Source organism: Granulibacter bethesdensis CGDNIH1 (assembly GCF_000014285.2).
In the GTDB taxonomy this organism is placed as follows: Bacteria; Pseudomonadota; Alphaproteobacteria; order Acetobacterales; family Acetobacteraceae; genus Granulibacter; species Granulibacter bethesdensis.
On sequence record NC_008343.2, the window covers coordinates 1,033,232 to 1,059,184 of the forward strand.

At 58.4% G+C, this 25,953-nt stretch carries 23 protein-coding genes and 1 tRNA gene; 12 read left to right on the plus strand and 12 right to left on the minus strand.

Going from position 1 to position 25,953, the window contains the following annotated elements; all coding sequences use genetic code 11:
* Nucleotides 1-73: 73 nt before the first annotated feature.
* From GBCGDNIH1_RS16975 to GBCGDNIH1_RS16985, 3 genes are all read right to left on the minus strand, one after another.
* The gene (locus tag GBCGDNIH1_RS16975; RefSeq protein ID WP_011631607.1) at nt 74-826 is read right to left on the minus strand and encodes a metallophosphoesterase; all 753 of its coding nucleotides are present in this window, start codon (nt 824-826) and stop codon (nt 74-76) included.
* Between the two features lie 103 nt (nt 827-929).
* Nucleotides 930-1,664 (minus strand): ligase-associated DNA damage response endonuclease PdeM, encoded by a 735-nt coding sequence (gene pdeM, locus GBCGDNIH1_RS16980; protein WP_011631608.1) that lies wholly within the window; start codon nt 1,662-1,664, stop codon nt 930-932.
* Nucleotides 1,665-1,666: 2 nt separating this feature from the next.
* A complete protein-coding gene (locus tag GBCGDNIH1_RS16985) occupies nt 1,667-4,234 on the minus strand; it encodes a ligase-associated DNA damage response DEXH box helicase (protein WP_011631609.1) in 2,568 nt (855 codons plus the stop codon).
* 160 nt (nt 4,235-4,394) lie between these two features.
* Here GBCGDNIH1_RS16985 and GBCGDNIH1_RS16990 point away from each other — a divergent pair, with 160 nt between their 5' ends.
* Nucleotides 4,395-5,492: a ligase-associated DNA damage response exonuclease gene (locus GBCGDNIH1_RS16990; RefSeq protein ID WP_157691987.1), complete on the plus strand. Its 1,098-nt coding sequence runs from the start codon at nt 4,395-4,397 to the stop codon at nt 5,490-5,492.
* A complete protein-coding gene (locus tag GBCGDNIH1_RS16995) occupies nt 5,489-7,084 on the plus strand; it encodes a cisplatin damage response ATP-dependent DNA ligase (RefSeq protein ID WP_011631611.1) in 1,596 nt (531 codons plus the stop codon). Before GBCGDNIH1_RS16990 ends, GBCGDNIH1_RS16995 begins: the two co-directional genes overlap by 4 nt.
* A 286-nt stretch (nt 7,085-7,370) precedes the next feature.
* Here GBCGDNIH1_RS16995 and GBCGDNIH1_RS17000 read toward each other — a convergent pair whose 3' ends face one another.
* The 3 genes from GBCGDNIH1_RS17000 to cysK all read right to left on the minus strand — a co-directional run bounded on the left by GBCGDNIH1_RS17000 (nt 7,371) and on the right by cysK (nt 9,746).
* On the minus strand, nt 7,371-8,264 hold the full coding sequence (locus GBCGDNIH1_RS17000) for an N-formylglutamate amidohydrolase (protein ID WP_038511580.1): 894 nt from the start codon (nt 8,262-8,264) through the stop codon (nt 7,371-7,373).
* 164 nt (nt 8,265-8,428) lie between these two features.
* Nucleotides 8,429-8,503 (minus strand) — tRNA-Val (locus tag GBCGDNIH1_RS17005).
* A 103-nt stretch (nt 8,504-8,606) separates the two neighbouring features.
* Nucleotides 8,607-9,746, minus strand: coding sequence for a cysteine synthase A (gene cysK, locus GBCGDNIH1_RS17010; protein ID WP_157691988.1), 1,140 nt, complete (start codon nt 9,744-9,746; stop codon nt 8,607-8,609).
* A gap of 84 nt (nt 9,747-9,830) precedes the next feature.
* On the opposite strand from cysK, the gene GBCGDNIH1_RS17015 reads away from it, so the two are divergent.
* The 9 genes from GBCGDNIH1_RS17015 to phoB all read left to right on the plus strand — a co-directional run bounded on the left by GBCGDNIH1_RS17015 (nt 9,831) and on the right by phoB (nt 18,760).
* Nucleotides 9,831-10,280, plus strand: a complete 450-nt coding sequence (locus GBCGDNIH1_RS17015; protein ID WP_011631614.1) for an RrF2 family transcriptional regulator — start codon at nt 9,831-9,833, stop codon at nt 10,278-10,280.
* A gap of 158 nt (nt 10,281-10,438) precedes the next feature.
* Entirely contained in the window at nt 10,439-11,077 is a 639-nt protein-coding gene (locus GBCGDNIH1_RS17020) for a peroxiredoxin (protein WP_011631615.1), read from the plus strand.
* A gap of 164 nt (nt 11,078-11,241) precedes the next feature.
* Nucleotides 11,242-12,945 carry an NADPH-dependent assimilatory sulfite reductase hemoprotein subunit gene (locus GBCGDNIH1_RS17025; protein ID WP_011631616.1) on the plus strand — a complete coding sequence of 568 codons (1,704 nt, stop codon included), beginning with the start codon at nt 11,242-11,244 and terminating at the stop codon, nt 12,943-12,945.
* A gap of 256 nt (nt 12,946-13,201) precedes the next feature.
* A complete protein-coding gene (pstS, locus tag GBCGDNIH1_RS17030) occupies nt 13,202-14,245 on the plus strand; it encodes a phosphate ABC transporter substrate-binding protein PstS (protein WP_011631617.1) in 1,044 nt (347 codons plus the stop codon).
* Between the two features lie 258 nt (nt 14,246-14,503).
* Nucleotides 14,504-15,436, plus strand: coding sequence for a phosphate ABC transporter permease subunit PstC (gene pstC / locus GBCGDNIH1_RS17035; protein WP_231130855.1), 933 nt, complete (start codon nt 14,504-14,506; stop codon nt 15,434-15,436).
* Between the two features lie 38 nt (nt 15,437-15,474).
* Nucleotides 15,475-16,347 carry a phosphate ABC transporter permease PstA gene (gene pstA, locus GBCGDNIH1_RS17040; RefSeq protein WP_043453776.1) on the plus strand — a complete coding sequence of 291 codons (873 nt, stop codon included), beginning with the start codon at nt 15,475-15,477 and terminating at the stop codon, nt 16,345-16,347.
* An 82-nt stretch (nt 16,348-16,429) separates the two neighbouring features.
* Nucleotides 16,430-17,212 (plus strand): phosphate ABC transporter ATP-binding protein PstB, encoded by a 783-nt coding sequence (gene pstB, locus GBCGDNIH1_RS17045; protein WP_038512947.1) that lies wholly within the window; start codon nt 16,430-16,432, stop codon nt 17,210-17,212.
* A gap of 19 nt (nt 17,213-17,231) precedes the next feature.
* Complete coding sequence (gene phoU, locus GBCGDNIH1_RS17050; RefSeq protein ID WP_011631621.1) at nt 17,232-17,969, plus strand: phosphate signaling complex protein PhoU; 738 nt, start codon at nt 17,232-17,234, stop codon at nt 17,967-17,969.
* A 41-nt stretch (nt 17,970-18,010) separates the two neighbouring features.
* Nucleotides 18,011-18,760 carry a phosphate regulon transcriptional regulator PhoB gene (gene phoB / locus GBCGDNIH1_RS17055; RefSeq protein ID WP_011631622.1) on the plus strand — a complete coding sequence of 250 codons (750 nt, stop codon included), beginning with the start codon at nt 18,011-18,013 and terminating at the stop codon, nt 18,758-18,760.
* 75 nt (nt 18,761-18,835) lie between these two features.
* On the opposite strand, the gene GBCGDNIH1_RS17060 is transcribed toward phoB, so the two are convergent.
* Complete coding sequence (locus GBCGDNIH1_RS17060; RefSeq protein ID WP_072563895.1) at nt 18,836-19,849, minus strand: hypothetical protein; 1,014 nt, start codon at nt 19,847-19,849, stop codon at nt 18,836-18,838.
* A 132-nt stretch (nt 19,850-19,981) separates the two neighbouring features.
* Between GBCGDNIH1_RS17060 and glgX the strand changes: the two genes are divergently transcribed.
* A complete protein-coding gene (gene glgX, locus GBCGDNIH1_RS17065; protein ID WP_011631624.1) occupies nt 19,982-22,111 on the plus strand; it encodes a glycogen debranching protein GlgX in 2,130 nt (709 codons plus the stop codon).
* Here the strand turns inward: glgX and GBCGDNIH1_RS17070 are convergent.
* The 5 genes from GBCGDNIH1_RS17070 to GBCGDNIH1_RS17090 all read right to left on the minus strand — a co-directional run bounded on the left by GBCGDNIH1_RS17070 (nt 22,063) and on the right by GBCGDNIH1_RS17090 (nt 25,953).
* A complete protein-coding gene (locus tag GBCGDNIH1_RS17070) occupies nt 22,063-23,349 on the minus strand; it encodes an MFS transporter (RefSeq protein WP_043452761.1) in 1,287 nt (428 codons plus the stop codon). The two genes, glgX and GBCGDNIH1_RS17070, sit on opposite strands and share 49 nt — an antisense overlap.
* A gap of 139 nt (nt 23,350-23,488) precedes the next feature.
* Complete coding sequence (locus tag GBCGDNIH1_RS17075; RefSeq protein ID WP_011631626.1) at nt 23,489-24,343, minus strand: CHAP domain-containing protein; 855 nt, start codon at nt 24,341-24,343, stop codon at nt 23,489-23,491.
* Between the two features lie 216 nt (nt 24,344-24,559).
* Nucleotides 24,560-24,916 (minus strand): RidA family protein, encoded by a 357-nt coding sequence (locus tag GBCGDNIH1_RS17080; protein WP_011631627.1) that lies wholly within the window; start codon nt 24,914-24,916, stop codon nt 24,560-24,562.
* Between the two features lie 73 nt (nt 24,917-24,989).
* A complete protein-coding gene (locus tag GBCGDNIH1_RS17085; RefSeq protein WP_011631628.1) occupies nt 24,990-25,358 on the minus strand; it encodes a hypothetical protein in 369 nt (122 codons plus the stop codon).
* A 94-nt stretch (nt 25,359-25,452) separates the two neighbouring features.
* Nucleotides 25,453-25,953 carry a hypothetical protein gene (locus GBCGDNIH1_RS17090; RefSeq protein ID WP_011631629.1) on the minus strand — a complete coding sequence of 167 codons (501 nt, stop codon included), beginning with the start codon at nt 25,951-25,953 and terminating at the stop codon, nt 25,453-25,455.

Consider the following 25,953-nt stretch of genomic DNA (forward strand, 5'->3'; position numbering starts at 1 on the left):
TCCGCCGTATGGTAAAAAGGAATTTTTGCCCTTTTGACCATAAAATAGACTCCTGGAAACGACCGGAGGACAATCAGGAGTCGATGTCTATCCAGGACAGATGGCCGCCTTTCCCGGCCCCCGTATCCAGAAAAATCGCTGTTCCGCCACGTTGCCCATACATCGTCAGAGGACGGCCGTCCGGGCTGCGATTGTCATGGCCGCAGTAAACGATGAGATTTTTCGGAATACGGTCAACCCAGCGCAGACTGCGCTCCGGATAACCATCAGGCTGAAGCTGACCGGTGGGTTCGCCATATAGCGCACGGGCCAGCACGCCATGGACGCGTCCATCCTGAATGGGAACCGGGAAAGGGGGGGCGGTATGCAGCATGTCGGTATGAAAACCGCCATGAAGAAAGATGCGGTTCCCGCTGACAATCCAGGCTGGCGCATGGGCAATCGCATGAATGATCTGCGGGATATGGAGGGTATCGATCTGCGCACAGGTTTCTTCAAGCGTCGGATCAGGCCGGACGGATCGTCCGGCCAGCCGCCTGGCCAGTCTCAGATCGTGGTTACCGAGCAGGAACAGCCCGCGCCCCCGATGAAGCAGGTCGAGCATGATCCGCAGAACTTCGCCGTTTTCAGGTCCGCCATCCGTCAGGTCACCCAACTGGATAATGAAACGGTCTGTGGTGACGGCATGGGTAAACGCGCGTGCATCGCCATGCACATCGCCGATGACGCGGATTGGAACATCGGCGGGGGGATGCCGCGGAAAAGTACTGACGGAGTCCAGGGCTGGTGTGTCCGTCACGGTAATAAATTTCTCTCCCATACCCATCCTGCATCGTCGCCAGCGATCTGACAGTATGGCGATCCATGAACAGAAACACCATCCCGGCCAGCGGTTGTGCGAGCCATTTCGTATCGATCACGAGTTGGTCTCAGCTGTTTCGCATGGCGCGGCTGTTTGCAGACTGCATGGGGGCAGGGGGCATTGAAAAACTGAACAACCGCCCATGTCCGCGCAGAAAAATCCGTCCCCCTTGTGGAAACAGCTTTGCGATCACCGGGGAGGATATGTCCAGCCCGCCAGTATAGGTGCCGAAGGCGGGCAACATCAGTCTCTCTGCCGAAAACACGAAACAGGGACGGGTCAGCCATGTACCCCTTACCGGCACGCTCGCTTTCGGGTGGTGATGGCCGCAGAATTCCAGGGTTCCGTCCGGCACTGGTGCGGCTTCGTGCCTGAAAATGAACCGTCTCAGGCCATGCTCGGTATGAAAGGTACCACTTAGTCCCTTGCTGGCCACCGGATCATGATTACCCAGCACCCAACGGAAGGTCGTGGATTGGCTGATCAGATGCAGGCGCGCTGCATCCTGCGGCTGCATGCGTTCCAGACCGTAGCGGTCGTGAAAACTGTCCCCCAGCGCAATGACCTGCGCCGGTTGGTAATGCAGGATCAGGTTTTCGAGCGCATCCAGTGTGGCAGCACTGTCCCATGGCGGCAGCAGGGAGCCACGGATGGCGGCAGCAGAGCCTTTTTCAAGATGCAGATCGGCCACCATCAGGATCCGCTCGGCCGGCCACCATACCGCGCCTGACGGATCCAGCAGCAATGTTTCCCCACCGGCGGAGATGGAAGCGGGGATGGAGCGGACTGGACGAGACTGCATGGTCAGCGACGGGGCCGAATATCCGGAGGGAGGGCTACAAACAGATCATCCTGCATGATTTGTCCATCAGACAATGACCTGCTGGCATATCGGGGAGGAGAAACCCTTTTGTTGAGGGCCGTCTCATCGTCCATCATGGCTTCCTCGACCAGCGCTTCAGCCTCCGCCAGCAACATTTCCTCCGACCCGGCGGAGAGAACGCTTTCACGGCCGATTTCCAGCAGAACCGGCACAGCAAGCGGAGAGACGCGGGACAGCGCCATATGCCGGATGTGCCCCCGTGCCCGGCGCAGCAGCAGTGCCAGACGGCCGATATCGGTCAGTCCCGATGCGGCATCGGCCCGGGTTGCCCGCAGCAGGATATGATCGGGCTGGTGGCGGCGCAGCACATCATAGATCAGATCCGTATTGATGGTGACCTGACGTCGGCTGCGCTTCAGCCCCGGCTGTTGTCGTTCGATCAGCCCGGATACCACGGCGACATGACGGAAAATACGCCGGAGCATGGAGCTTTCCGCCATCCATGCTTCCAGATCATCCCCCAGTATGTCTTCCTCGAACAGCCGGTCGAGACCGGTGGGCTGCCGTGCGCTCCATGTCGCCATCACATAATCGGTGGCGACGAAGCCGAGCGGGATCATCCCGAGCCGCTCCATCCGCTTCGTCACCAGCATACCGAGGGTCTGGTGGGCGTTTCTTCCTTCGAAGCAGTAAGCCACCATGTACCAGCGATCACCTCGCGGAAATGTCTCGATCAACAGGTCATTACGGCCCGGCAGACGGGAGCGGATGCGCTGCTTCTCCAGCCATTCCCTGACCGGATCAGGCAGGTGTTGCCATCCCTGTCGATCCTGCAACATTCCGCGGACCCGATTGGCGAGGCTGGTCGTCAGCGGCAATCTGGCCCCGGCATAGGCCGGGACCATCGGATCGCCATCGCCCCCTTCATCGGCCTCCAGCACAGTATCATGCAGCTGAACGAAGCGCAGCAGACGTCCACCGAACATGAATGTATCACCGGGGCGAAGCTGGCTGGCGAAATACTCCTCGACCTCGCCGAGTGTGCTACCCCGTCCTTCCGCACGTTTGCCCCGGTTTCCGCGCAGGCGCACCTTGATCATCGGTGATTGCACGATGGTGCCGATATTCATCCGCCATTGCCGTGCCACACGGTCGGAACGCACATGCAGAAGGCCTTCGCTGTCCCGAAACAGCCTGTGCCACTGTTCATAATGGGACAGCGTGTACCCGCCGGTTTCAACGAATCCGAGCGTATCGTCGAAATCCTTGCGGTCGAGCATGCGATAAGGCGCTGCCTGCCGCACTTCCTCGAACATCGTATCCGGGTGAAACGGGGCGGAACAGGCCATCCCGAGCAGATGCTGCGCCAGCACATCCAGCCCGCCGGGGCCGGGAGGATCTCCATCCAGTTCCCGTGCAGAGACTCCCATGATCGCGGCCTCGCATTCCAGCACCTCGAACCTGTTGGCAGGCACCAGAATGGCGTTGCTGGCTTCATCCATACGGTGGCTGGCGCGTCCCACCCGCTGCAACAGGCGGGAGACGCCTTTGGGCGCGCCGATCTGAAGAACCTGATCCACTCCGCCCCAGTCGATGCCGAGATCGAGCGAGGATGTCGCCACCACGGCCCGCAACAGACCGGAAGCCATGGCCTGTTCGACGCGTTCGCGCTGTTCCAGCTCCAGACTGCCATGATGCAGGGCAATGGGGAGCGTTTCCTCATTCAGCCGCCACAGCGCCTGAAACAGAAGCTCGGCCTGCGCGCGGGTGTTGACGAATACAATCGTCATGGCGGCCGCTTTGATCCGCTCCAGAATAGCGGGGGCTGCTGCCAGCCCCATATGCCCGGACCATGGCAGCCGGCCGGATGGCAACATCATCTCCAGCCGGGGGGGAGCACCACCCGCTTCCTCGATGACGATTGCATCGCCGCCGATATAATCGCGCAGTGCCTGAGGATGAGCGGCGGTGGCGGACAGACCTGACATGCGCAGACCCGGAACCAGACGGCGCAGCCGGGCCAGGCAGAGGGCCAGCTGATCGCCTCTTTTGGTGCCGGCCAGCGCATGCACTTCGTCGATGATTACCGTTCGCAGGCCCTGGAAAAACGTGGGGGCGTCTTCCAGCGACAGCAGCAGGCTCAGGCTTTCCGGTGTTGTCAGGAGGATATGCGGTGGGGTCTCCCGCTGGCGGGCGCGGCGGCCGGATGGGGTGTCGCCGGTGCGTGTCTCGATCCGGATCGGCAGCCCCATTTCCTGGACCGGAGAAGTCAGATTACGGGCAATGTCGGTCGCCAGAGCCTTGAGCGGGCTGACATAAAGGGTATGCAGCCCCTCTGGCTGTCCCTTTGGCAGCTCTGCCTGTCTGGCCAGACTGATCAGGCTGGGCAGAAAACCGGCCAGCGTTTTTCCGCCACCGGTCGGGGCAATCAGCAGGGCGCTGCGATCAGCTTCGGCGGCATCAAGCATGGCGGCCTGATGCCGCCGCAACGTCCAGCCGCGCCGTTCGAACCAGGCGGCAAAACGAGGGGGGAGCGTCGTTTGAAGCATGGCGGAAAGAATGGGGTTCTTATGGTCGCAGGAGAAGGGGTTAAAAGAGAACGCCTTACAGGCACTGAACTTTCCCGGTCATTCTGCGTCATATGGCCCTGCCTTCAGTCTTGCCGGACGTCACGCACAGCCAGGACCGGTCCATGTTCCTGATCTTCTCATGCATCTGAGCGCGCCCCATCCCGAGACATGGCTTCGGCCGTTGCCGCAGGGGCTTTACTGTGAACCGGCTGATCTGTTCATCGACCCGGTGGTGCCGGTGGAGCGTGCCGCCATTACCCATGCCCATGCCGATCATGCCCGCCCCGGGCATGGCGCGGTGCTGGCCACGCCTGAAACGCTCGCCATCATGAAAACCCGCATGGGGGTGGAACGTGCAGCCCGCTCTCCGCAGCCACTGTCTTATGGGGAAAAGATCACGATCAATGATGTGGGACTGCGCATGGAACCGGCTGGCCATGTATTGGGCAGTGCGCAGATCGTGCTGGAATGGCGTGGCAGCCGTGTAGTCATCAGCGGCGACTACAAGCGTGCGCCCGACCCGAGCTGTGCCATTTTTCAGCCTGTTCCCTGCGATGTGTTTGTCACGGAGGCTACGTTTGCCCTGCCGGTCTTTCGCCACCCTCCGGCAGAGCAGGAAATACGCAAGCTGTGCGACAATCTCACGGTTTTTCCGGAGCGAACCCATCTGGTCGGCTGCTACGCGCTGGGCAAATGCCAGCGTCTGATCATGCTGCTGCGGCAGGCGGGATGGGTTGCGCCGATCTACCTCCATGGAGCGTTGATGAATGTCTGCCGGACCTATGAGGCGCTTGGTGTGGGGTTGGGCGATCTCCGCCCCGTGACCTCTGTGCCGAAGGAGGCCTTGCGTGGCGGGATCGTGCTGGCGCCTCCCTCTGCGCTGGCTGATCGCTGGTCGCGCCGATTGCATGATCCTGTGCCAGTTCTGGCCAGCGGCTGGATGCAGGTCAGGCAACGTGCCCGCGCCAAAGGGGTCGAACTGCCCTTGGTCATCAGCGATCATGCCGACTGGGACGCCTTGCTGGCCACAATCCGGGACGTGCAGGCCCCTGAAATCTGGGTGACCCACGGGCGGGAAGAAGCCCTGATCCATGCGGCCGGGTTGATGGGGGTGAGGGGCCGCGCCCTGCGTCTCATCGGCTATGGTGAGGAAGATGACGATATCGCGGTGGCGGGGGGCGGGATAACAAGCAGTGAGAGGACAGAGGCGATTACAACGGGCGGAGAGTCCGTATGATCGCTTTTGCCGCCCTGCTGGAGCGTCTGATCTATACGCCGTCGCGCAATGCCAGGCTGGCTCTGCTGCAACGTTTTTTCGAAACCGAACCTGATCCGGATCGCGGATACGGGTTGGCGGCGCTGACAGGTAACCTGTCTTTTGCCACGGCGAAACCGGGCCTGATTCGCGCATTGGCAGGGCAGCGTGTCGATCCCGAATTATTTGCCCTGTCCTATGATTATGTCGGTGATCTGGCCGAGACGACCTCCCTGATCTGGCCGGTCTCTGTTGATATCCTTCCGATGGCCCCTCCCGGATTGGCAGAGGTCGTGACGACCCTTCAGAGCGCCACCAGAATAGACCTGCCGCAGACATTATCCGCATGGCTGGACTCGTCGGATGAATCGGTACGGTTCGCGATTCTCAAGCTCGTGACTGGCAATCTTCGGGTTGGTGTCTCTGCAAGGCTGGCCAAAGTGGCATTGGCCGGATTGTCACAGGGGCGGATCGAGCCGGATGAAATAGAGGAGGTGTGGCACGGTCTGACACCCCCCTATCTGACGCTGTTTGCATGGATCGAGGGGCATGGTCCCAGACCGGACCCGGCCGGTGCGCCCGTGTTCCGTCCTCCCATGCTGGCCCATCCGCTGGAGCAGCCTGATCTGGAGACTCTTTCCCTCTCTGAATACCGGGTGGAGTGGAAATGGGATGGTATCCGGGTGCAACTCGTTTCCGTGCCGGGGGGAAAGCGCATTTTCTCCCGCACGGGCGATGATATCTCCGCTTCCTTTCCGGATGTGCTGGAGACCATGAATTTCGACGGCGTGCTGGATGGAGAACTGCTGGTTGCACGGGAAGGAGAGGTGGCTCCGTTCGCTGATCTTCAGCAGCGACTCAACCGCAAATCTCCTGGCCCGGCTTCGTTGAAGCAACATCCGGCTCATGTCAGGCTCTATGATATTCTGTTCGATGAACAGGAGCGTGATCTGCGGGCCCTGTCCTTTGATGAGCGCAGGCAGCATCTCGAGCGCTGGTTTGCCGTTGCGGCCCCGCTCCGCATGGATCTGTCCGGCCTGATCAAGGTGGAAAATGCAGAGGCCCTCATTGCCTTGCGGGAGGGCGCGCGTGCGGCTTCGATCGAAGGGCTGATGCTCAAGCGTGGTGACAGTCCCTACGTGCCCGGGCGGCCCAGAGGCTTGTGGTGGAAGTGGAAACGTAATCCGCTGACGGTTGATGCGGTGATCATGTATGCGCAGCGTGGCCATGGCAGGCGCAGCAGTTTCTATTCCGATTATACGTTCGGCTTATGGCGCGATGACGGTCGTGGGCATGAGGAGTTGGTACCTGTCGGCAAGGCCTATCACGGCTTTACGGATCAGGAGCTGATTGTGCTGGATCGCTGGGTGCGCAACCACACTATCGCCCGGTTCGGCCCGGTGCGGGAGGTCGAGAAATCTTTCGTGCTGGAAATCGCTTTTGATGCAGTGCAAAGGTCGGGCCGTCACAAAAGCGGTATTGCCATGCGCTTCCCCAGAATAGCGAGGCTGCGGACTGATAAACCGGCGTCAGAGGCTGACAGGCTTGAGACCCTGGAGCGTATGCTCACCTGAAGAGAGCGAACTGCCTCCGTAACGGAAAAACCTCTGCCGGCATGAATGCGTAAAAGTTCTGATCGGTCGATTATAATCAGGGATCGGATTGTGCGGAAATTAAGGCAGGTTCTGTGATTTTAGAGATGCTGCACTGCAAAAAAATGCTTGTGTGAATCGGGTAAACACCGTATCTACGCTCATGTAGCGTAGCGTTATGTCGCAGCGCTGCTTTTCTTGGACGTTTCCTCCCTAAACTTGGCGGTGCCTGCGTGGCGCCGCCAATTTTTTTGCCTTGATTGCTTATTCAGGCGGCGCGGGAGAGAAGGGCGGCGGTGGCCCCCAGCCCGTTCATCAAGGATGTCATGGCCTGACGAATCAATGCGAAATGAGCGTTCCTCAGATAACGCTCCTCATCCATATACAGGACTCGGGCAATTTCGATTTGCAGGACGTGCACGCCCTTTCCGGGGCGTCCGTAATGCTGTGTGACATAGCCCCCTGCATAAGGGTTATTCCGTCGCACGGCATAACCAAGGCGCTGGAGAGTGGCCTCCGCAGCCATGGTGATGGTATTGGCGCAGGAGGTTCCGTGCAAATCACCTAACACCATGTCGGCATCGTTCTGACGGCGTGGTATCCGGTTGCCATGCAGCCCGACAGGGGAGGGCATGGAATGACAATCGATCAGCAAACACATACCGAACCGGTTGCAGGTTTCCTCAATCAGTTGTGACAGCGCGATATGGTAAGGTTGCCAGCAATCATGGATTCTGGCCGCGGCTTCTGAAAACAGCAGCTTGCGGCGATAGATCGGCTCGCCGGAAGCGACGATCCGGGCCAGCGTACCGAGACCGGCCTCGACCCTTGCACTGCCGGTATTGACCCAGTCAGGCAGGGTTTCCTCGAACATGGTTGGATCCAGTTCCCACGCTTCCCGATTGGGATCACACCACGCACGGGGAAAATGGGCGCGCAGGATCGGGGCTCCTAATTCGGGCGCTGCACCGAAAAGTTCATCGACGAAGCAATCCTCGCTTTTGCGGAGGGTGTCGTAATCAAGGCGGGAAATAGACAGAAAATCAGGGCTGTAGAGATTTCCGGAATGACCGGAAGCAATAACCATCGGCACCGTCTGGCATGCCGGCCGGACGATGCTGAGGGGGCCTTCCTGGCTGATATCCAGTACCCGATAATCCATACTCTCGATTACGTCCTGATGACGATACACACAATCATAGCTTGCGCATGACGGGTTTCCGCAAAAGCGCGTGGGAGGAAAATGGACGCATCGTGAGGCATGAAGAACGCCTTGAAATGCTTTGCTGTGTTAAATGGAAGATATTGATTTTGAAGGGAACAGGATGGTGGGCGCGACAGGGATTGAACCTGTGACCCCCGCCATGTCAAGGCGATGCTCTACCGCTGAGCTACGCGCCCATCCTGCTTGTGCGGTGCGGGCCTTCTATCTGGCATCTGGCGGACGTGCAAGCCCCTGAAGCCCATCATTTGCACGTCCGCATCAATTTTCATGGTTTTGCGGTTACAGCCCGTTAAACAGCGCCGTGGAGAGGTACCGCTCGGCAAAGGAGGGGATGATCGTGACGATCAGCAGACCCTCATTGGCGGGATTGCGGGCCAGTTCGAGGGCCGCATGCAGGGCTGCACCGGAGGAAATACCGACTGGCAGTCCCTCCACCCGTGCCACGCGCCGGGCCACGGCCAGAGCATCACGCTCCGCTACCCGCATGATGCCATCGATTTGTGTCATGTCCAAAATCGTGGGGCGGAAGCCGGGCCCGATTCCCTGAATGCCGTGCGGACCCGGTTCGTCTCCGGACAGAACGGCGCTTTCCGATGGCTCGACGGCGATGATGCGTAACCCGGGCTTACGAGGTTTCAGCGCATGGGCAATTCCGGTCAGTGTTCCACCGGTACCGGCACCGCCGACGATGATGTCAACCTTGCCATCTGTATCAGCCCATATTTCCTCGGCGGTGGTGGCAGCATGGGCTTCCGGATTGGCGGGGTTGTCGAACTGGCGTGGCATCCATGCGCCGGGGGTGGCGGCAATAATGGCCTCTGCCCGTGCAATGGCCCCGGCCATGCCTTGACGAGCAGGGGTCAGCTGAACATCCACACCGAGCAGGCGGAGCATTTTCCGCCGTTCAATCGACGCTCCCTCCGGCATGGTCACGACCAGCCGGTATCCTTTTGAAGCCGCGACAAATGCAAGTGCAATCCCGGTATTGCCGGATGTCGGCTCAACCAGCACGCTGGTACTCGGATGGATCAGGCCTGCGGCCTCCGCCTTCTCGATCATTGCCAGTCCGATGCGATCCTTGACCGAGCCGAGCGGATTGAAAAACTCGAGCTTGGCAGTGATATCGGCCACCAGCCGGTCCTCGACAGTCAGGCGAGGCAGGCGGATCAGAGGGGTACCACCTACAATATCGAGAATGCTGTCGTAGATTTTGCCGCGGGGTTGGGGGCGACGAAGCCCGTCTGAAGAAAGAGAATCGGTGGTGGACAAGGAGGCTGCCCTGTTGCGAGTGCCGCGTGATCTGGCTTTGGCTTCGCTCGGCTTTCCGTCCTCCGATACCGTGCCCTCATGATTTATGCCTTGTGCATCGGGGCCATTCTGATCAGGCGTGGCGCCCAGAGAGACTGATTCATTGGTCATACCGGCCGATCCATATCTGTTCGTGCTTTCACTTATCGTCATAACTCTATATCACCCTTTGCAACGGTGATTTAAGGACTCGTCATGCTGCTGCGTCGTGATAGGGCCATGGTGGCGATTTCCGTTATGCTGGATGTCGGTTTCCATGGCAGTCGTACCAATACTGTCAGTGCCGCGGATATCGCGGAACGTATAGGCCTCGCACGCCGGGGGATGGAGCCGCTGCTTCAATCCCTGTCGCGGGCCGGATTGCTGGAAAGTGTCCGTGGACCACGCGGGGGGTACCGTCTGGGCCGTCCCAAACGCGATATCAGGGTGTCCGACATCGTGGCCGTCGCTGTGGCCGATGACGGGGAGGGTCATGAAGGCCCTACCGGCAGATTGCAGGTCGCTGTGGTTGACCGGCTGTGGACAGAGCTGGAAGAAACCGTCCGTGCCCAGCTGGCCGCCATCACATTGGATGATCTGCTGAAAAGGGCGGCTGCGGCAGGCTTGCGTCGGCCGGCGGCGGAACCAATTACGTTTGTTATCTGATCGCTCGCTGGTCACGTTTCCGCCCGCATGAGGTGTGTCATGTTCCATACGCATATGCGGCATGGGGCTGCAAGCGTTAACCACATCTTTTCTATGTGATATCGGTGGAAGCCGACGTAAAAACGTGATTTTGGTGTCGATACTCCAGGAGGACTATAATGAGCATTCAGCTTGGCCAGACGGCTCCGGATTTCGAGCAGGACAGTAACCAGGGAAAGATCCGCTTTCATGAATGGCTAGGCCAGTCATGGGGCATTTTATTCAGTCATCCCAAAGACTTTACCCCCGTTTGCACGACGGAACTGGGGGAAGCGGCCCGCCTTGCCCCCGAATGGGAAAAGCGCAACGTTAAAGTCATCGGCCTGTCGGTCGACACGGGCGAAAACCACAAGGGATGGGAAGCTGATATTTCTGAAACCCAGGGCCAGACCGTGAAATTCCCGATCCTTGCCGATGCGGATCGCAAGGTCAGCGCCCTGTATGGCATGATCCATCCCGAAGCCGATCCCAACGTGACCGTGCGTGCCGTGTTCATCATTGATCCGAACAAGAAGGTGCGCCTGACCCTGACCTACCCGCCCAGCACGGGCCGCAACTTCAAGGAAATCCTGCGCGTTGTGGATAGCCTTCAGACGTCTGACAAATTCAAGGTGGCAACGCCGGTAAACTGGGAAAAGGGTGGAGAAGCCATCATCCCGCCCAGCACCTCGGACGATGCCGCGAAGGAACAGTTCCCGCAGGGCTGGAAGACCCTGAAGCCTTATCTGCGTGTTGTAAAACTGCCGGAAGAGGCATGATCACTTGCCGGAATAGGTGGAGCAGGCGGTAACGCTGGCTCTGAAGCGGTAATACTGACTAATATGGGGGAAGGCGGGTAATAACCGGCTTTCCCCCCTTGTGAATTGTGGGGCGGATTGTGAAATCCGGTCTGCCGGAATTTGATCTGATTGGGGCGTAAGCCATGGACGGAACCGTTTCTCCCAAGCGCAGTGGCGTGGAGCTTCTGAAGGAAACCAGCCATGGCCTGCGCGGTCGTCTGGCGGAGGAGCTGGCGGAAGGGGGCCTTCAGGTCAGTGAGGATGGCTACAACCTTCTGAAATTTCATGGCTCCTACGAGCAGTTCGACCGCGACACCGCGACTGCGCGCAAACAGCAGAAGCTGGAGAAGGAATATTCCTTCATGTTGCGCGTCCGTATGCCGGGCGGGCGCATGACCGCCGCGCAATATCTGGCTCTGGACGGGTTGGCCGATGAATACTCCAACGGCACGCTGCGTATCACGACGCGTCAGGCAATCCAGTTTCACGGTATTATCAAGGGAAATCTGAAGCCCACCATTGCCGCCATCAACAGGACATTGCTGACGACCCAGGCGGCTTGCGGGGATGTGGTGCGCAACGTGACAACCACCCCGGCCCCGATCCGGGATGCGGTGCATGCGCGGCTGGAAGCGGATGCAAATTTCCTGTCCCATGCTTTGCTGCCCAAGACTCATGCCTACCACGAAATTTTTCTGGATGAGGCGGCCCGCGCCGATCTGGGCACGGAGGCAGAGGAGGAGCCGTTATATGGTGAGACCTACCTGCCGCGTAAATTCAAGATCGGCATCGCCACCCCCTCCGATAATACGATCGACGTGTTGACCAATGATCTCGGGATCATTCCGATTTTCGAAGGTGACACGCTGCTTGGCTATAACATGGCGGTCGGTGGCGGGCTTGGCATGACCCATAACAAGCCGGAGACCTATCCACGTCTGGGGACGGTCATCGGCTCTGTCGGACCTGATGAATTGCTGGCTGGCGTCGAGGCTGTCATCAGGCTTCAGCGTGACTATGGCGACCGCTTCAATCGTCGTCGGGCACGCCTGAAATATGTGGTCGATGACCGCGGGGTGGATTGGGTGAAAGCCGAGCTGGTCACCTATTTTGGCAAACCCTTCGCTGAACCGCTACCGATGGAGCCGTTCCGTATGCCGGAGCTGCTGGGCTGGCACGAGCAGGGAGATGGGCGGCTATGGCTGGGTATTCCCGTTCCGTCCGGGCGTATCGCCGATACGGATGGTGTGCGTCTGCGCCGGGCGATCAGAGAAATTGTTCAGACATATCAGGTCAATGTCACGATGACGGGTCAGCAGGATCTGTTCCTCGTCGATGTCGACCCGGCACACCGGTCCGCGATCGAGACCCATCTGCGTGAAGCGGGTGTGACCCTTACCGAAGATCTGACTCCTTTGGCACGCTGGACACTGGCCTGCCCGGCCCTGCCGACATGTGGTCTCGCCCTGACGGAGGCGGAGCGGGTGAGAGACCCGATGGTGGCCGGGCTGGAGCAGGTGCTGGACCGTCACGGGCTGAAAAACGAACGTATTTCGTTGCGGATTACAGGCTGCCCCAACGGGTGCGCACGCACTTATGCGGGCGATATCGGGCTGGTCGGGCGCATGCCTGGCCATTACGCGATCTATGTTGGTGGTGATTTCGAAGGCACGCGACTGTCTTTCCGCCTGCTTGACAGGATCAAGGAAGAACAGATCGAGCCGACACTGGACAGGCTGTTCGCAGCCTTTGCCCGGGACCGGCAGGCCGAAGAAGGGTTCGGTGACTTCTGTACCCGTGTGGGTGCCGAGGCGTTGTTACAGCTTCTGCCCGCGGGGCATGCCTGAATGGGGCATGCCTGAACATAGCTGGATGTCACATTCGCGGGCGTGTTCCGTGAATGTGACATTCTGTGTTTGTCATAGAACTGTCATCTGTTTGTCATTGTCGCGTCTTGGATACCCCGTAGGGTCCGCCTCGCTTCAGCCGGCTTGATTCGCAGGAATGTGCACGGTTTTGGAGTATTGGAAGCGGAACCGCCTGAGGGGCTATGGCAGCCATCAGGTCTGATCCGTTTCGAAATGGTATTATCCAGGAGGACGCATGAAATTCGCTCCCTCGGCAATTGCTGCCGTGCTGATTGGCGCTGGCTTGATCGCTCCGGCTTGCGCGCAGGCGCAGCAGGTTGTCGGCGCCGGCTCTTCTTTTGCAGCGCCGCTTTATGACAAGTGGTCGGAGCAGGCAAAACCCTCCACAGGCGTGTCGCTGAATTATCAGGCGATCGGTTCCGGCGCAGGTCAGACTCAGATTTTCAACCGCACCGTGGATTTTGGTGCCTCTGACGCGCCGGTGTCGGCCGATAAACTGCGTGACCACAAACTGTTGCAGTTCCCCAGCGCTATGGGTGCAGTTGACGTCATCGTCAACATCCCGGGCATCAAAAGCAACGAGCTGAAGCTGACTGGTCCGATCATCGCCGCAATCTATGCTGGCACGATCACCCAGTGGAATGATCCGAAGATCAAGGAAATCAACAAGGGCATCAAGCTGCCACGTCTGGCGATCGCACCGGTTTACCGCGCTGATGGCTCCGGCACGACCTTCGTATTTACAGATTACCTGTCTCTGGTTGACAGCGACTGGGCCTCCAAGATCGGTCGTGCGACCTCCATCAGCTGGCCCGCCGGTTCTGGCGCCAAGGGCAGCGCGGGTGTGGCTGGCACCGTTCAGCAGATTCCGGGCAGCATCGGCTATGTTGAGGCCGCCTATGCGACCCAAAGCCATCTGGTGACTGTCCAGCTGCAGAACAAGGCCGGCAAGTTTGTGGCTCCGACCCCTGCCAATTTCGCAGCCACCGCTGCGGCGGCTGACTGGACCAAGGCGCAGAATTTCGCCATCGACCTGAACGATCAGGCAGGCGATAATTCCTGGCCGATCGAAAGCGCCACTTTCGTATTGGTGCCGACCAACCCCACCAGCACCGCAAAAGCCGCTGCCGTGCTGAAGCTGTTTGACTGGGGCTTTAAAAATGGCGATGCTCTGGCTTCCGATCTGCAATACATCCCGCTGCCAGCATCCGTGAAGGACACCATTCGCGCCGCCTGGCACGATGGTATCAAGGGTGCGGATGGCAAGCCGGTTTTCTGATCAAACCGGGATGCTCTCCCCGTTTCGGTGCGGTGCTCTGTAGGGTGCCGTACCGAGGTGGCAGGCTTACCTGCCTGAATGCAGGTGGCGCACGCTATTTTCGATCATGACAAATGGGGCGAGCCTTAATCGGCGCGCGGCAGAATGGCCTCAGTTCATCAGATAGATAAGAAAGCGGTCTTTTTACATCCATCCGGGCCGGGTGATGGAAAAAGAACGCCGCCCTCACAGACCGGTGACAGGATTTTTGGCGCTTTGGTGCGAATAGCAGGGCTGTTCGTACTGGCTTTGCTGGGTGCGATTATCCTGATGCTGTTCATCGGCGGTTTGCCGGCGTTCCGGGCATTCGGACTTGAATTCCTGGTGTCATCGGCCTGGAATCCACCACATAACGTGTATGGTGCACTGGTCGCGATTTACGGAACCATCATCACATCGGTGATTGCGCTGGTAATTGCTGTCCCGATTGCCTTTGGAATTGCTGTTTATCTAACCGAACTGGCTCCGCAATGGCTTCGTCGTCCGGTTGGGATCGCAATTGAGCTGCTCGCGGCTGTACCTTCCATCATTTACGGCATGTGGGGCTTTTTCATCATTGTCCCCTTCATGACCAAAATTCAGCCTTCCATTATCTCGTTTTTTGGTTCGCTGGCGGATGCCGAGGAAAACGTGGCGGTTCTTGGCCCGGTGACAGGCTGGCTGGCAGATCGCTTTGCCGGTCCTGCCTACGGGAATGGTATTCTCACGGCCTCGTTGATCCTGGCATTGATGATCGTGCCCTTCATAGCTGCAACAATGCGCGATGTGTTTGCCACCGTGCCCGGCATTTTCAAGGAAAGCGCTTATGGGCTTGGTTGTACGACCTGGGAGGTCGTTCGCTCCGTTGTGGTGCCCTACACCCGGGTATCGGTTGTAGGCGGTATCATGCTCGGGCTTGGACGCGCGTTGGGTGAAACGATGGCGGTGACCTTCGTGATCGGTAATACCAACCGGATCGCCACCAGTATTTTCGGTCCTGGTAATACGATTGCATCGCTGGTCGCGCTCCAGTTTCCGGAAAGCAATCCGGGTGGACTTCAGTTTTCCTCTCTTTTCGCGTTGGGTTTCATTTTGTTTGTCATCTCCTTTATCGTGCTGGCGACATCCCGCTTTCTGATGCGGTCGCGTTCAGCCGGGGCAGCCAGAGCATGACAGCCGTACTTTCCAACACGGCCACGGCGGGCGTCAAAATGCCCCGGAATGGTCCTGTCGCAAAAAGCCCTGCTGCTTTGCGCCTCAATAGCAGACGGCAGTGGATAAACCGCATTGTCGTCGGCCTGTGCAGTTTCGCGACATTGCTTGGCCTGGCTGCGCTGGCGCTGATTTTGTTCACGCTGCTTAAAAACGGTCTGGCGGGTCTTTCACTGACTGTCTTTACCCATGATGAAGGCGCCCCCGGCTCCCATGGTGGTCTTCGCAACGCCATTGTCGGGACATTGATCCAGACTGCGCTGGGTACGTTGATCGGCACGCCGCTGGGGCTGCTGGTCGGAACCTATCTCGCGGAATACGGACGTGGCTCCGTCTTGAGCAGTGCGGTCAGGTTCGTGTCCGATATTCTGCTGTCGGCACCGTCCATTCTGGTCGGTCTGTTCATGTATCAGCTGATCGTGCGGCCGACGGGAGCATTTTCCGGGATCGCGGGCTGTCTGGCTCTGGCGGTGCTGGTCATTCCCATTGTCGTACGCTCGACCGAGGATATGCTGCGCCTTCTTCCCGCCCAGTTGCGGGAGGCCGCGGTCGCTCTCGGTGCGCCGCGCTGGCGGGTGATTACTTTCATCTGCTATCGGGCCGCCATTGATGGCATAGCAACCGGTGTATTGTTGGCCATCAGCCGTATCGCCGGTGAAACCGCGCCTCTGTTGTTCACCAGCCTCGGTAATCCCAACCTGTCGGTGAATCTGGCAGAGCCAATGGGGAGCTTGCCGGTGACCATCTATAAATTTGCCGGTTCCGCCTATTCGGACTGGCAGCTTCTTTCATGGGCAGGCGCTCTGCTGATTACACTGGGCGTTCTTGGCCTCAACATACTGGCCCGTGCCATTCTGGGCAGAAGGCAGTGAGACAATGGTAAGTACTGTTTCCCAGGTTTCCCGAACGGCTTCCCATGATGCGGGCGGAAGTGCTGCTGCCGGTCTGGCCGCAATGGCCGCATCCCGTGTCATGGTTGAAAGTCAGCCGAAAATTGCCGTGCGCAACCTCGATTTCTACTATGGCTCGCACAAGGCTCTCAAATCCATTTCGCTTGATGTTCATGAGCGTCAGGTTCTGGGCATGATCGGGCCCTCCGGCTGTGGTAAATCCACATTGCTGCGTATCCTGAACAAGATGTATGCGCTTTATCCCGGCCAGCGTGCCGAGGGTGAGGTGCTGTTGGATGGCGAGAACGTTCTCGGCAAAGATGTCGATGTCAACGTACTGCGCAGCCGGGTCGGCATGGTGTTCCAGAAGCCGACGCCATTTCCCATGTCGATCTATGAGAACATCGCGTTCGGCATCCGCCTGCACGAAAAGCTTTCCAAGGCGGAGATGGATGAGCGGATCGAATGGTCGCTGACCCGTGCCGCCCTATGGAGCGAGGTCAAGGATCGCCTTCATACGGCGGCCGCCGGAATGTCCGGCGGTCAGCAGCAGCGCCTATGCATTGCGCGCACCATCGCTGTAAAACCTGAAGTCATCCTGCTCGATGAACCGACCAGCGCGCTTGATCCGATCAGCACTCTGAAGATTGAAGAGCTGGTGGATGAGCTGAAGCGCGATTTCACCATCGCCATCGTGACACATAACATGCAGCAGGCTGCGCGCTGTGCGGATCGTGTTGCATTTTTCTACATGGGCGAACTGGTGGAAGTCGGCACGGCGCTCGACATGTTCACCAACCCGCGTGAGCAGCGCACGCAGGAATACATCACCGGTCGCTTCGGCTGACCCCGCGGGAATTGATGCCATGACCAACCAACTGGGTTCACCCCATATTGTTTCAAGCTATGAGCAGGATCTTCAACAGCTCAGTGATATGATCACGCGCATGGGCGGGATGGTGGAAAACCAGCTTGCTCTGGCAGTGACGTCCATCATCAACAAGGATATGGAAGCCGCCAATCGCGCGATTGATATCGACCCTGCGATTGATGCGTTGGAAACCGAGATCCAGCAATTCATCGTGCGTCTTCTGGCACTGCGCCAGCCGGTGGCGATCGATCTGCGGATGGTGCTTTCCGCGCTGAAAATTACCAGTGATCTGGAGCGCATTGGCGATTATTCCAAAAACGTTGCCAAGCGCGGTATCGTGCTGAACCAGTTTTCGCTGCCCTTCAGTCTGACCGGTCTGGCTCATATGGGCCAGCTTGTTCAGCAGAATATGAAGACCATCATTGATGCGGTTGGTGAGAATGATACCAGCCGTGCTGAAGAAGTCTGGCGCTCCGACACGGCGATCGACGATATGTATAATGCGATCTTCCGTGAACTGATTACTTATATGATGGAAGATCCGCGCGACATTACGCCTTGCACGCATCTTCTGTTTATTGCCAAAAATCTTGAACGGATCGGTGATCACGCCACTAATATCGCGGAGACGGTGTTCTATACCGTTTCCGGTCATCCTTTGCCGGATGAACGGCCCAAAAGTGATAACACGTCCTATATGGTGGCGCGTCCGTCGCCGGATGCGACATCCTGACGGGTCCCTGAAATCGTCGAGGGCGAGGAGACTTTATAATCATGCGCTTTGCACAGGAAGAAACCCGTTCCCGTCCTGCGGAGGCTCCAGCAGGCCAGATTCGTCCAACCGTGCTGATTGTCGAGGATGAGGCGGCATTGGCGACAATGCTGCGCTATAATCTGGAAAAGCAGGGCTTCCGTGTCGAGGAAGCTTCTGATGGTCAGGAAGCGCTGCATCGCCTGTCGGAAGTTCAGCCTGATCTGGTCCTGCTGGACTGGATGCTGCCTGGGCTGTCCGGTATCGAGGTCTGTCGTCAGATACGCCGGAAACCCGGCACCCGTGATCTGCCGATCATTATGGTGACCGCCCGTGTCGAGGATCAGGATGCTGTTCGGGCCTTGAATACAGGCGCGGATGATTACATCACCAAACCGTTCAACATGCAGGCTTTGCAAGCCCGTATTCGCGCGTTGTTGCGCCGGGCCAGCCCGGTCACGGCGAAGGGCATGCTGACCTTCCATGACATTACAATGGATCTGGCAACCCATCGCGTGCATCGGAACAACCGTCCGATCCATCTCGGCCCGACCGAATTCCGGCTGATGGAATTCTTCCTGCAACATCCGCGGCGGGTTTTCTCGCGTGAGGAACTGCTGGATTCAGTCTGGGGCACCGATATTCATGTGGAGCCGCGCACAGTGGATGTGCATATCCGTCGCCTGCGCAAGGCCGTGAACGGAGAGGGTGAAGTTGATCTGGTGCGTACGGTACGGGCTGCCGGTTATGCCCTGGATACTGATCCGTTATGAGATACTTGCTCTGATTGTTTAGAAACCATCTGTGCAAAGCCGTTCCTGTCGACAGGAACGGCTTTTTTTCTCTGGTTAGCGTTCCGGACAGTACCCTTCGACTTCGACCAGCAGCTCCGCACGGCATATATCCGCGCGCAGGATGCATTCTGTGGCACCCGGTCCGAAAGCATCATTGAGAATGCTCTGAACAGCGGGCAGATCAGAGGGGTGACGTATGTAGGCCTTCAATCTGAGTGCCCGTGCATCCCCCTGAAATCCCTTATTTTGTGCTGCTTGCATGACGGCACGAATATTGGCCACTGTCTCCCATGTCTGTGCCTCAACATCATTCGGATGCAGGCTCTGGTGCCCGGTGATGGCGGCGGTGCCTGAAATGAACAGGTAACGCTCATGCTCTCCGGTGGTGGCTATAGTGGCGCGGGAAAAAGTCGGGCTGCGCGGCCCATATTGTTCAGGATAGCGATAGGCGCTGATCTGGCGAGGATTTTCCACCGGTATGCCCGCCTGACGCCCTGCCAGAACATAGACCAGTAATCCTCCGCTGCCGGTGCCAAGCGCACAGGCGGCTGGGGCGCTGGTTTCTTCCCGGCCACGGGCAGAGAAAGCATCAAACCGGCCCTGATTGAACAGGTGGTACCGTTCTGTCCCATCATCCATATCATGAATCCGCGGCATATAGTTTGCGGTCTTGAGCAGATGGGGAAAGCCTTTTTCATCAATGACCGAGAAAAGTGCCTGATAGGCCCGGAAACTTGCCTCCCGCAGCGGTACATCATTGCTGATACGGACCGCGCCAAAAAACAGCCTGTCATTTTCTCCGTTGACGACCTGATCAGGGCCAATCTGGCGGCTGTCCCATCGCGACGTTGCGTCAGAGGCAAGCCACAGTTCCGCACCAACCCGCTCAGGCCAGAGAAGTGGAAGATCAGCCATCAGTCTCACTGGCCCGGTTTCCCCCCCGCTTTCCGGCAGGGAAGGGAGGCAGTTGAGACCGATGATCCCCAGTGCCGAGGAGGCCGCAGCGGATGAGACAGACCCGACAAACAGAGGGAGAGGGCTATAATACTGCACGGTTAACGATGTCATGGTGAAGGATTGCTTCTGAAAGGCTGAGTGCAAAAGAAATGGCTGCAACTCACGATGCCATGCGGTCGTTTCAATGCGCGGGCCAGAATTGTGGATCGCAGGATTTTTAAGTTTAGCAGGGAATATTCTATCATGGCATCTATCGTTTCGCGTCGGCTTCGTGAAGGCCTTCCCCATCCACGCGGAGCGATCTGGGACGGAGAAGGTATCAATGTCGCGTTATTCTCCGCCCATGCCACCAAGGTGGAGCTGTGCCTGTTCGATGAAAGCGGCACGCAGGAAAAAGAGCGTATCACCCTGCCTGAATATACGGATGAAATTTTCCATGGCTATGTCTCCGGCCTGGGCCCTGGCACGGTTTATGGTTTCCGCGTCCATGGCCCCTATGAGCCGGAAGCCGGGCATCGCTTCAACCCTCATAAGCTTTTGCTCGATCCCTATGCGCGGGTGCATATCGGAGAGCTGAACTGGAACCCGGCCTGTTTCGGCTATACGATCGGCTCGGAACAGGAGGATCTGTCTTTCGACGAGCGTGACAGCGCGGCGTTCATGCCGAAATGCGTGGTGGTAGACCAAAATTTCGACTGGCATGGGCAGGAGATTCGCCCCGGCATTCCGTGGGGCCGCACGATCACCTATGAAACCCATGTGCGCGGTTACACCATGCGTCATCCGGAGGTTCCAGAGCATTTACGTGGAACCTACGCCGGGTTGGCCAGTAAGCCGGTGCTGGATCATATCCGCGCTCTGGGGGTGACGAGTGTGGAGTTGCTGCCCGTTCACAGCTTTGTGCGTGACAGCCATCTGCTGGAAAAAGGGCTGACGAATTTCTGGGGCTACAACACGATCGGTTTTTTTGCGCCGGACCCGCTTTACGCGGCCGACCGCAACCGTGTGCTGGCTGAATTCAAGGAAATGGTAGCCCGCTTCCACGATGCCGGACTCGAGGTCATTCTGGATGTTGTCTACAACCACACGGCCGAGGGTAATGAAAAAGGTGCGACCCTGTCTTTCAAGGGGATCGACAACGCGACCTACTATCGTCTTCTGCCTGATCAGAAGCGATTTTACATCAATGATACCGGCACCGGGAACACGCTCAATCTGTCCCATCCGCGTGTTATTCAGATGGTGACGGACAGCCTCCGTTATTGGGTGACGGAGATGCATGTCGATGGTTTCCGCTTCGATCTGGGCACGATTCTGGCGCGGGAGCCGGATGGCTTTGATACCGAGAGCGGCTTCCTGCGCGCCGTGGGGCAGGATCCTGTTCTGGCGGGTGTGAAACTGATCGCCGAGCCATGGGATTGCGGACCGGGCGGATATCAGGTGGGCGGTTTCCCACCCGGTTGGGCGGAGTGGAACGACCAGTTCCGTGATACGACGCGCGATTTCTGGAGGGGTGAGGCAAGTGCCGCCGCGCTGGCACCCAGACTGTTAGGGTCCCCTGACAAGTTCGATCATCGTGGTCGCAAGCCATGGGCCAGCGTGAATTTCGTGACGGCCCATGACGGTTTCACCCTCAATGATCTCGTCAGCTATAACGACAAGCATAACGAGGCGAATGGCGAGGATAACCGCGATGGTAGCGATCACGATCGCTCATGGAATTGCGGTGCCGAAGGGCCGACTGACGATCAGGACATTGAAACCTTACGCCAGCGCCAGATCAGAAACATGTTGGGTACGCTGCTATTGTCGCTCGGCACCCCGATGATATTGGCAGGAGATGAATTCGGGCGCACCCAACAGGGCAATAACAATGCCTACTGTCAGGATAACGAGATCAGCTGGGTTGACTGGGATATTCAGGAGAAGGGGCATTCCCTGATCCGGTTTACGCAGAAACTGATCGCGTTACGTCAACAGCACCCCATTTTGTGGCGAGCGCGATTTCCCGGTGAAAACCAGAGTGATGAATCCGGGATCACAGGGTTGCGCTGGATATCCGCGAGCGGTCAGGACATGACGCAGGAGGAATGGGAGGACGGGAATACCCGTACCTTCTCCATGCTGCTGGATGGTCGTGCCCAGCCGACCGGGGTGAAAGAGCCGGGTCAGGATGCCAGCCTGTTGATCATCCTGAATGGATGGCAGGATGTTGTTTCCTTTACGCTGCCGGATTGTCCCGGCGGAGAGGAATGGAGACTCCTGATCGACACGAATATCCCTGATGATGATGGCGGGGCGTTGTTCCGGGTGGGCGATCAGTATCAGGTGACGGGGCGTTCGGTGCTCGTGTTCGAGCATTGCAGAAGCTGATCCGGTTGTCTGGCCGGTGTGTGCGAATAGAGCACAATGCCGGCCATGCCGATGGCGACGATGCTTAACCCGCCACCGGCGATCAATCCGATTGGCCCTGTCAGAGCGAGCATAGAGGGCGCAATCGCCAACCCGGCCAGCATGCCGCCATTATAGCTAATCAGAAAGCCACGGGCCGAAGCGGGAACGTCATGAGCGTTCAGCACGGTCTGACGCAGGATGGCAATGGGAATATCCTCGAATGGCCCTCCCGTACCGGCGATGGCGGCACAGATCATAAGGCCTGGTGCTATCCAGTGAGGAGGTGCCAGTAAAGCCACCAATGTCATGCAGGCCAGACCGGCTCCAACCAATGCCGTGCCTCCGAACATCATGCAGGCGGGGAGGGCGGGGAGGGGACGGTTGCCCACGATCATCATGCCCAGCACGTTGCCGACACCGTAGGCGGCAATCACTGCGCCATAGGATGACAGGCCGGTGGCTCCTGGCTGCAACCGGGTAATCAGCAGCGGCAGGGCCAGATAGACAATCGCATACCATGCACCGCAGATTGCCGGGCCGATAAGGAAGGAATACCAGAGCAAAGGATGTCCGCGATTGGCAGTAATGGCATGCCATGGCGTCGGTATGTGGCGGGTTGGTGCGGCATCCTGACGAACCTGATTGCGACCGGTCAGCCAGACTGCGATGGCTGAAATGGCAAAGGTGATGGCATCGGCAGTAAAAAAATGCACCAGTGGCAGAAAGCCCGCCAGCATGCTGATCATGACCGGTCCGAGCAATCTGGCAACACGGTCTGTCATGTCCATCAGGGCATTGGCGGCTGGCAACTCGCTCTGATCTGGCACCAGTTGCGGCAGGACAACCTGAAGGGCCGGCCTGAACAGCGCCTGTCCCAATGCAATCAGAAGAATGGCTTGAAGCAGAAATGGCGCTGAAACACCGCCCTTGATGAGCCATGCGCCGATCAGCGCAGCAAGAGAAACCATGCGAATCAGATCGGCCCCGATCATCACCCGGAACTGTGGCTTTCGGTCCGCCCAGGGGCCGACAAAAAAAGCGGCCAATAGAATACAAAATCCCTGAAAGGCGGTCAGATATCCTGCATTGGCCCCAAATGCTTGCACAGCCGCCCAGGAGAGAGCAACGAGGTAGAGCTGGTCGCCAATCGCTGAGAACGAAAGGCCACCCCACAGGCACGCCAGCCTATGATGGCGCAGGACAAGAAACAGTTTCATGTCATGGTTTCTGGCATGTCGGCATGCCAGCAAAAAGGGCCTCGTTTTGAAGCATACGAGACCCGTTTCAAAAACAGCATATAGAGTGACGGCGATTAGAGTGACAGCGATGCCAGTTTATGAGGTCGCCGGAAATAGTTTAACGCAGATTATGGTTGATCGAATCTGTGGCCAGGTCGGCACCGAAATTCATTGAACCTGTCGTCTGATCGGCCGTTATCTGTTTGCCAACGGAGAGATCAATGCCCCGCTTGCGGGAAGACGAAGGAGCTTGAGCAACCTCCTGATAGACTGGCTGGTCAGAACCCCCGACCACCGCTGCAACACGACCACCGGCAGGAGCCAGATTACGCGGGGGCGGATTCAGGTCGGGAACGGAGGCTGATGCCATCCTTGTGGCTGATCCAGACTGTCCCTCAGGACGGTCGTAAATAAAACCGTAGGTCGGGTAGACACTTCCATAAGTTTCGGAATGACCGAGCGCTACACGAACCGAGGTCCAGTCATTGTTCGGGGATACGTCGACGACGGAGATGCCTTTGCTGACACCGCCACGGGCGCCGGGACCGCGCCAGTTTGCGTGGTCAATCAAGACTTCACGACTGTTAATAACTTGTTCAACGACGGCGACATGGCCGAGACGCATATGACCGTTGGCACGGAAATTGAGGATGCTGCCGGTTTCGGGGGCGTTTCCTCGGGCATACACGCCTTCAGCGGCATCCCACCAGTTTGCGGCATTCCCCTTGAGTTCAATCCCGGAGACAGAGCGGGCATAGGGAACGCATTGAAGGGCGGAGAAAGATCGGTGACGGGAGGCGTATTGAAGACTGTGTTTTATATGCAACGATGCATGGTGATTATGTGACACCCCTGCTTGTCGACCCGCAACATGTTTGCTACGTGCCTGAGCGGTGCCGGTCATAAGTGGAAGGGACAGCGCAATAGCTGTTCCGTAACCCAAGACCTTCTTGCCGGTTGCCCATGCCAGCATATGCTACCCCCGTTCACCCCATTACCTATTCAATGGGTTAGCAACAGAGTTGCGTCGCTGACAACCCCGTAAATTGCGTCAGATGACGATCTTCTTCATGAATCCTCCATCTCGCGGTCATTATCGGGGTGGAGAGGGCACATGACTGCGCCTGAATCGAAAAGGCAGGCCTGAAATATATTTCAGGCCTGCCTTTTTCGGTAAATTTTCGACTCGTTACCGGCAGGCGGTGACCATCACCTCGACCAGACCTTTGGGATCTACCAACTCGGCCTGCACGCAGGCTCGTACCGGGGGGTGACCACCATGCCCGGCAATCCATTCTTCCCACACGGCATTGAAGCCGGGACGGTCAGCGAGGTTTTTCAGCCACACCTGCGCCTGAAGCAGCCTGGTGGCGTCGGTGCCGTGCTGTTCCAGCAGGGCGTCGATCCGGTCCAGAACCTGATGGGTCTGGCCTGTAATGTCCTGAGTGCTGTCTTCCGCGACAACGCCCTGAAGATAAACGAAACCGTGATACTCGACAGCGGCGGAGAGAATGCTGTTCGGCTCCGTGCGGATGATTTTGCTCATGATGATATTTCCTTGATCAAGCTGAACGTCGCGCGGTCAGGTGTGGATGTGCCACGTCCCTGATCACGGCGGCTTACATGGAGTTGGACTGCATGTTGGTGCTGGGCAGAAGGCTGCCAACCGGCTGCTGACCACTGCCGCCATTGCGACGGATGCAGTTGATGACGTTCCGATTATGACCGTAGCTGTCGGACAGGCCGGAGGTAATGACGCCGGGTGCCCCGATCCCGGCATAGGGGGCATCCATGACGCCGCCATGATAACGATCGGCACTGTAGACCGCGTCAGGATTCTGGGCGGTAAAGATTTCATCGGCCTGTTTGGCACAGGCAGCGGCCACCTGGGTCTGCCTGGCATCCATCCTCGCGGCGCAACCGCTGATCATCAGCCCGCCTGTAGCAACCAGAAGCAGGCGTTTCAGCCCTGACGGCGTTGCGGTCATGTGTTCGTCTCCTGTTTCCCTGACGCGGACGTATGACCGCTGCAGCGGCGTTGTAAACCGGGTCATGGCTGCTGTCTCGGCCAAACTCTCCCGATTACAGGGAGGAAGCCAGAGCGCTGGGTAATGCCGCCAGCCTCGACTGGAACAGGGGGGCATCAAATCCGGCCGTGTCGGTCAATATCTCGGTAGCAGCCAGATGCAGCAAGGCAGGATGCAGGCTGACCTCACCTTTTTGAATCGAGAAATAGGGCCGCAGGGCCGGCGCACGGCTCATCAGGTCGATCAAGGCGAGCAGGCGGATCAGCAGGGAAATACCCCGTGTGGTGTCCAGCCCGGTGGTTGCGTCGATTGCCGAGGCCCAGCAGCGGGCATCCCCATCGGTCAGGGCCATTTCCACTGGTCTGTCATCCGTCCCGGCAAAGCGGAAAAACCGGGGAGGTCCCCAATGCTGAGCGGCTGCCGCATCCCGTGCCGCGTCCCAGGCATTCGCCAGATCGCGCACCGGAACCGGCGGCAGGGAGGGAGGCATGCGGTCGGTCGCGTAATAGTGTGCGCCCGACTCATCTTCCCTGACGTGGATACGGCGATCTTTCAT

What these genes read in the sequence shown, in the direction of transcription:
- GBCGDNIH1_RS16975 (WP_011631607.1), bottom strand. Translation starts at nt 826, where the DNA reads ATGGGTATGGGAGAGAAATTTATTACCGTGACGGACACACCAGCCCTG.
- pdeM (WP_011631608.1), bottom strand. Translation starts at nt 1,664, where the DNA reads ATGCAGTCTCGTCCAGTCCGCTCCATCCCCGCTTCCATCTCCGCCGGT.
- GBCGDNIH1_RS16985 (WP_011631609.1), bottom strand. Translation starts at nt 4,234, where the DNA reads ATGCTTCAAACGACGCTCCCCCCTCGTTTTGCCGCCTGGTTCGAACGG.
- GBCGDNIH1_RS16990 (WP_157691987.1), top strand. Translation starts at nt 4,395, where the DNA reads ATGCATCTGAGCGCGCCCCATCCCGAGACATGGCTTCGGCCGTTGCCG.
- GBCGDNIH1_RS16995 (WP_011631611.1), top strand. Translation starts at nt 5,489, where the DNA reads ATGATCGCTTTTGCCGCCCTGCTGGAGCGTCTGATCTATACGCCGTCG.
- GBCGDNIH1_RS17000 (WP_038511580.1), bottom strand. Translation starts at nt 8,264, where the DNA reads ATGGATTATCGGGTACTGGATATCAGCCAGGAAGGCCCCCTCAGCATC.
- cysK (WP_157691988.1), bottom strand. Translation starts at nt 9,746, where the DNA reads ATGACCAATGAATCAGTCTCTCTGGGCGCCACGCCTGATCAGAATGGC.
- GBCGDNIH1_RS17015 (WP_011631614.1), top strand. Translation starts at nt 9,831, where the DNA reads ATGCTGCTGCGTCGTGATAGGGCCATGGTGGCGATTTCCGTTATGCTG.
- GBCGDNIH1_RS17020 (WP_011631615.1), top strand. Translation starts at nt 10,439, where the DNA reads ATGAGCATTCAGCTTGGCCAGACGGCTCCGGATTTCGAGCAGGACAGT.
- GBCGDNIH1_RS17025 (WP_011631616.1), top strand. Translation starts at nt 11,242, where the DNA reads ATGGACGGAACCGTTTCTCCCAAGCGCAGTGGCGTGGAGCTTCTGAAG.
- pstS (WP_011631617.1), top strand. Translation starts at nt 13,202, where the DNA reads ATGAAATTCGCTCCCTCGGCAATTGCTGCCGTGCTGATTGGCGCTGGC.
- pstA (WP_043453776.1), top strand. Translation starts at nt 15,475, where the DNA reads ATGCCCCGGAATGGTCCTGTCGCAAAAAGCCCTGCTGCTTTGCGCCTC.
- pstB (WP_038512947.1), top strand. Translation starts at nt 16,430, where the DNA reads ATGGCCGCATCCCGTGTCATGGTTGAAAGTCAGCCGAAAATTGCCGTG.
- phoU (WP_011631621.1), top strand. Translation starts at nt 17,232, where the DNA reads ATGACCAACCAACTGGGTTCACCCCATATTGTTTCAAGCTATGAGCAG.
- phoB (WP_011631622.1), top strand. Translation starts at nt 18,011, where the DNA reads ATGCGCTTTGCACAGGAAGAAACCCGTTCCCGTCCTGCGGAGGCTCCA.
- GBCGDNIH1_RS17060 (WP_072563895.1), bottom strand. Translation starts at nt 19,849, where the DNA reads ATGACATCGTTAACCGTGCAGTATTATAGCCCTCTCCCTCTGTTTGTC.
- glgX (WP_011631624.1), top strand. Translation starts at nt 19,982, where the DNA reads ATGGCATCTATCGTTTCGCGTCGGCTTCGTGAAGGCCTTCCCCATCCA.
- GBCGDNIH1_RS17070 (WP_043452761.1), bottom strand. Translation starts at nt 23,349, where the DNA reads ATGAAACTGTTTCTTGTCCTGCGCCATCATAGGCTGGCGTGCCTGTGG.
- GBCGDNIH1_RS17075 (WP_011631626.1), bottom strand. Translation starts at nt 24,343, where the DNA reads ATGCTGGCATGGGCAACCGGCAAGAAGGTCTTGGGTTACGGAACAGCT.
- GBCGDNIH1_RS17080 (WP_011631627.1), bottom strand. Translation starts at nt 24,916, where the DNA reads ATGAGCAAAATCATCCGCACGGAGCCGAACAGCATTCTCTCCGCCGCT.
- GBCGDNIH1_RS17085 (WP_011631628.1), bottom strand. Translation starts at nt 25,358, where the DNA reads ATGACCGCAACGCCGTCAGGGCTGAAACGCCTGCTTCTGGTTGCTACA.
- GBCGDNIH1_RS17090 (WP_011631629.1), bottom strand. Translation starts at nt 25,953, where the DNA reads ATGAAAGATCGCCGTATCCACGTCAGGGAAGATGAGTCGGGCGCACAC.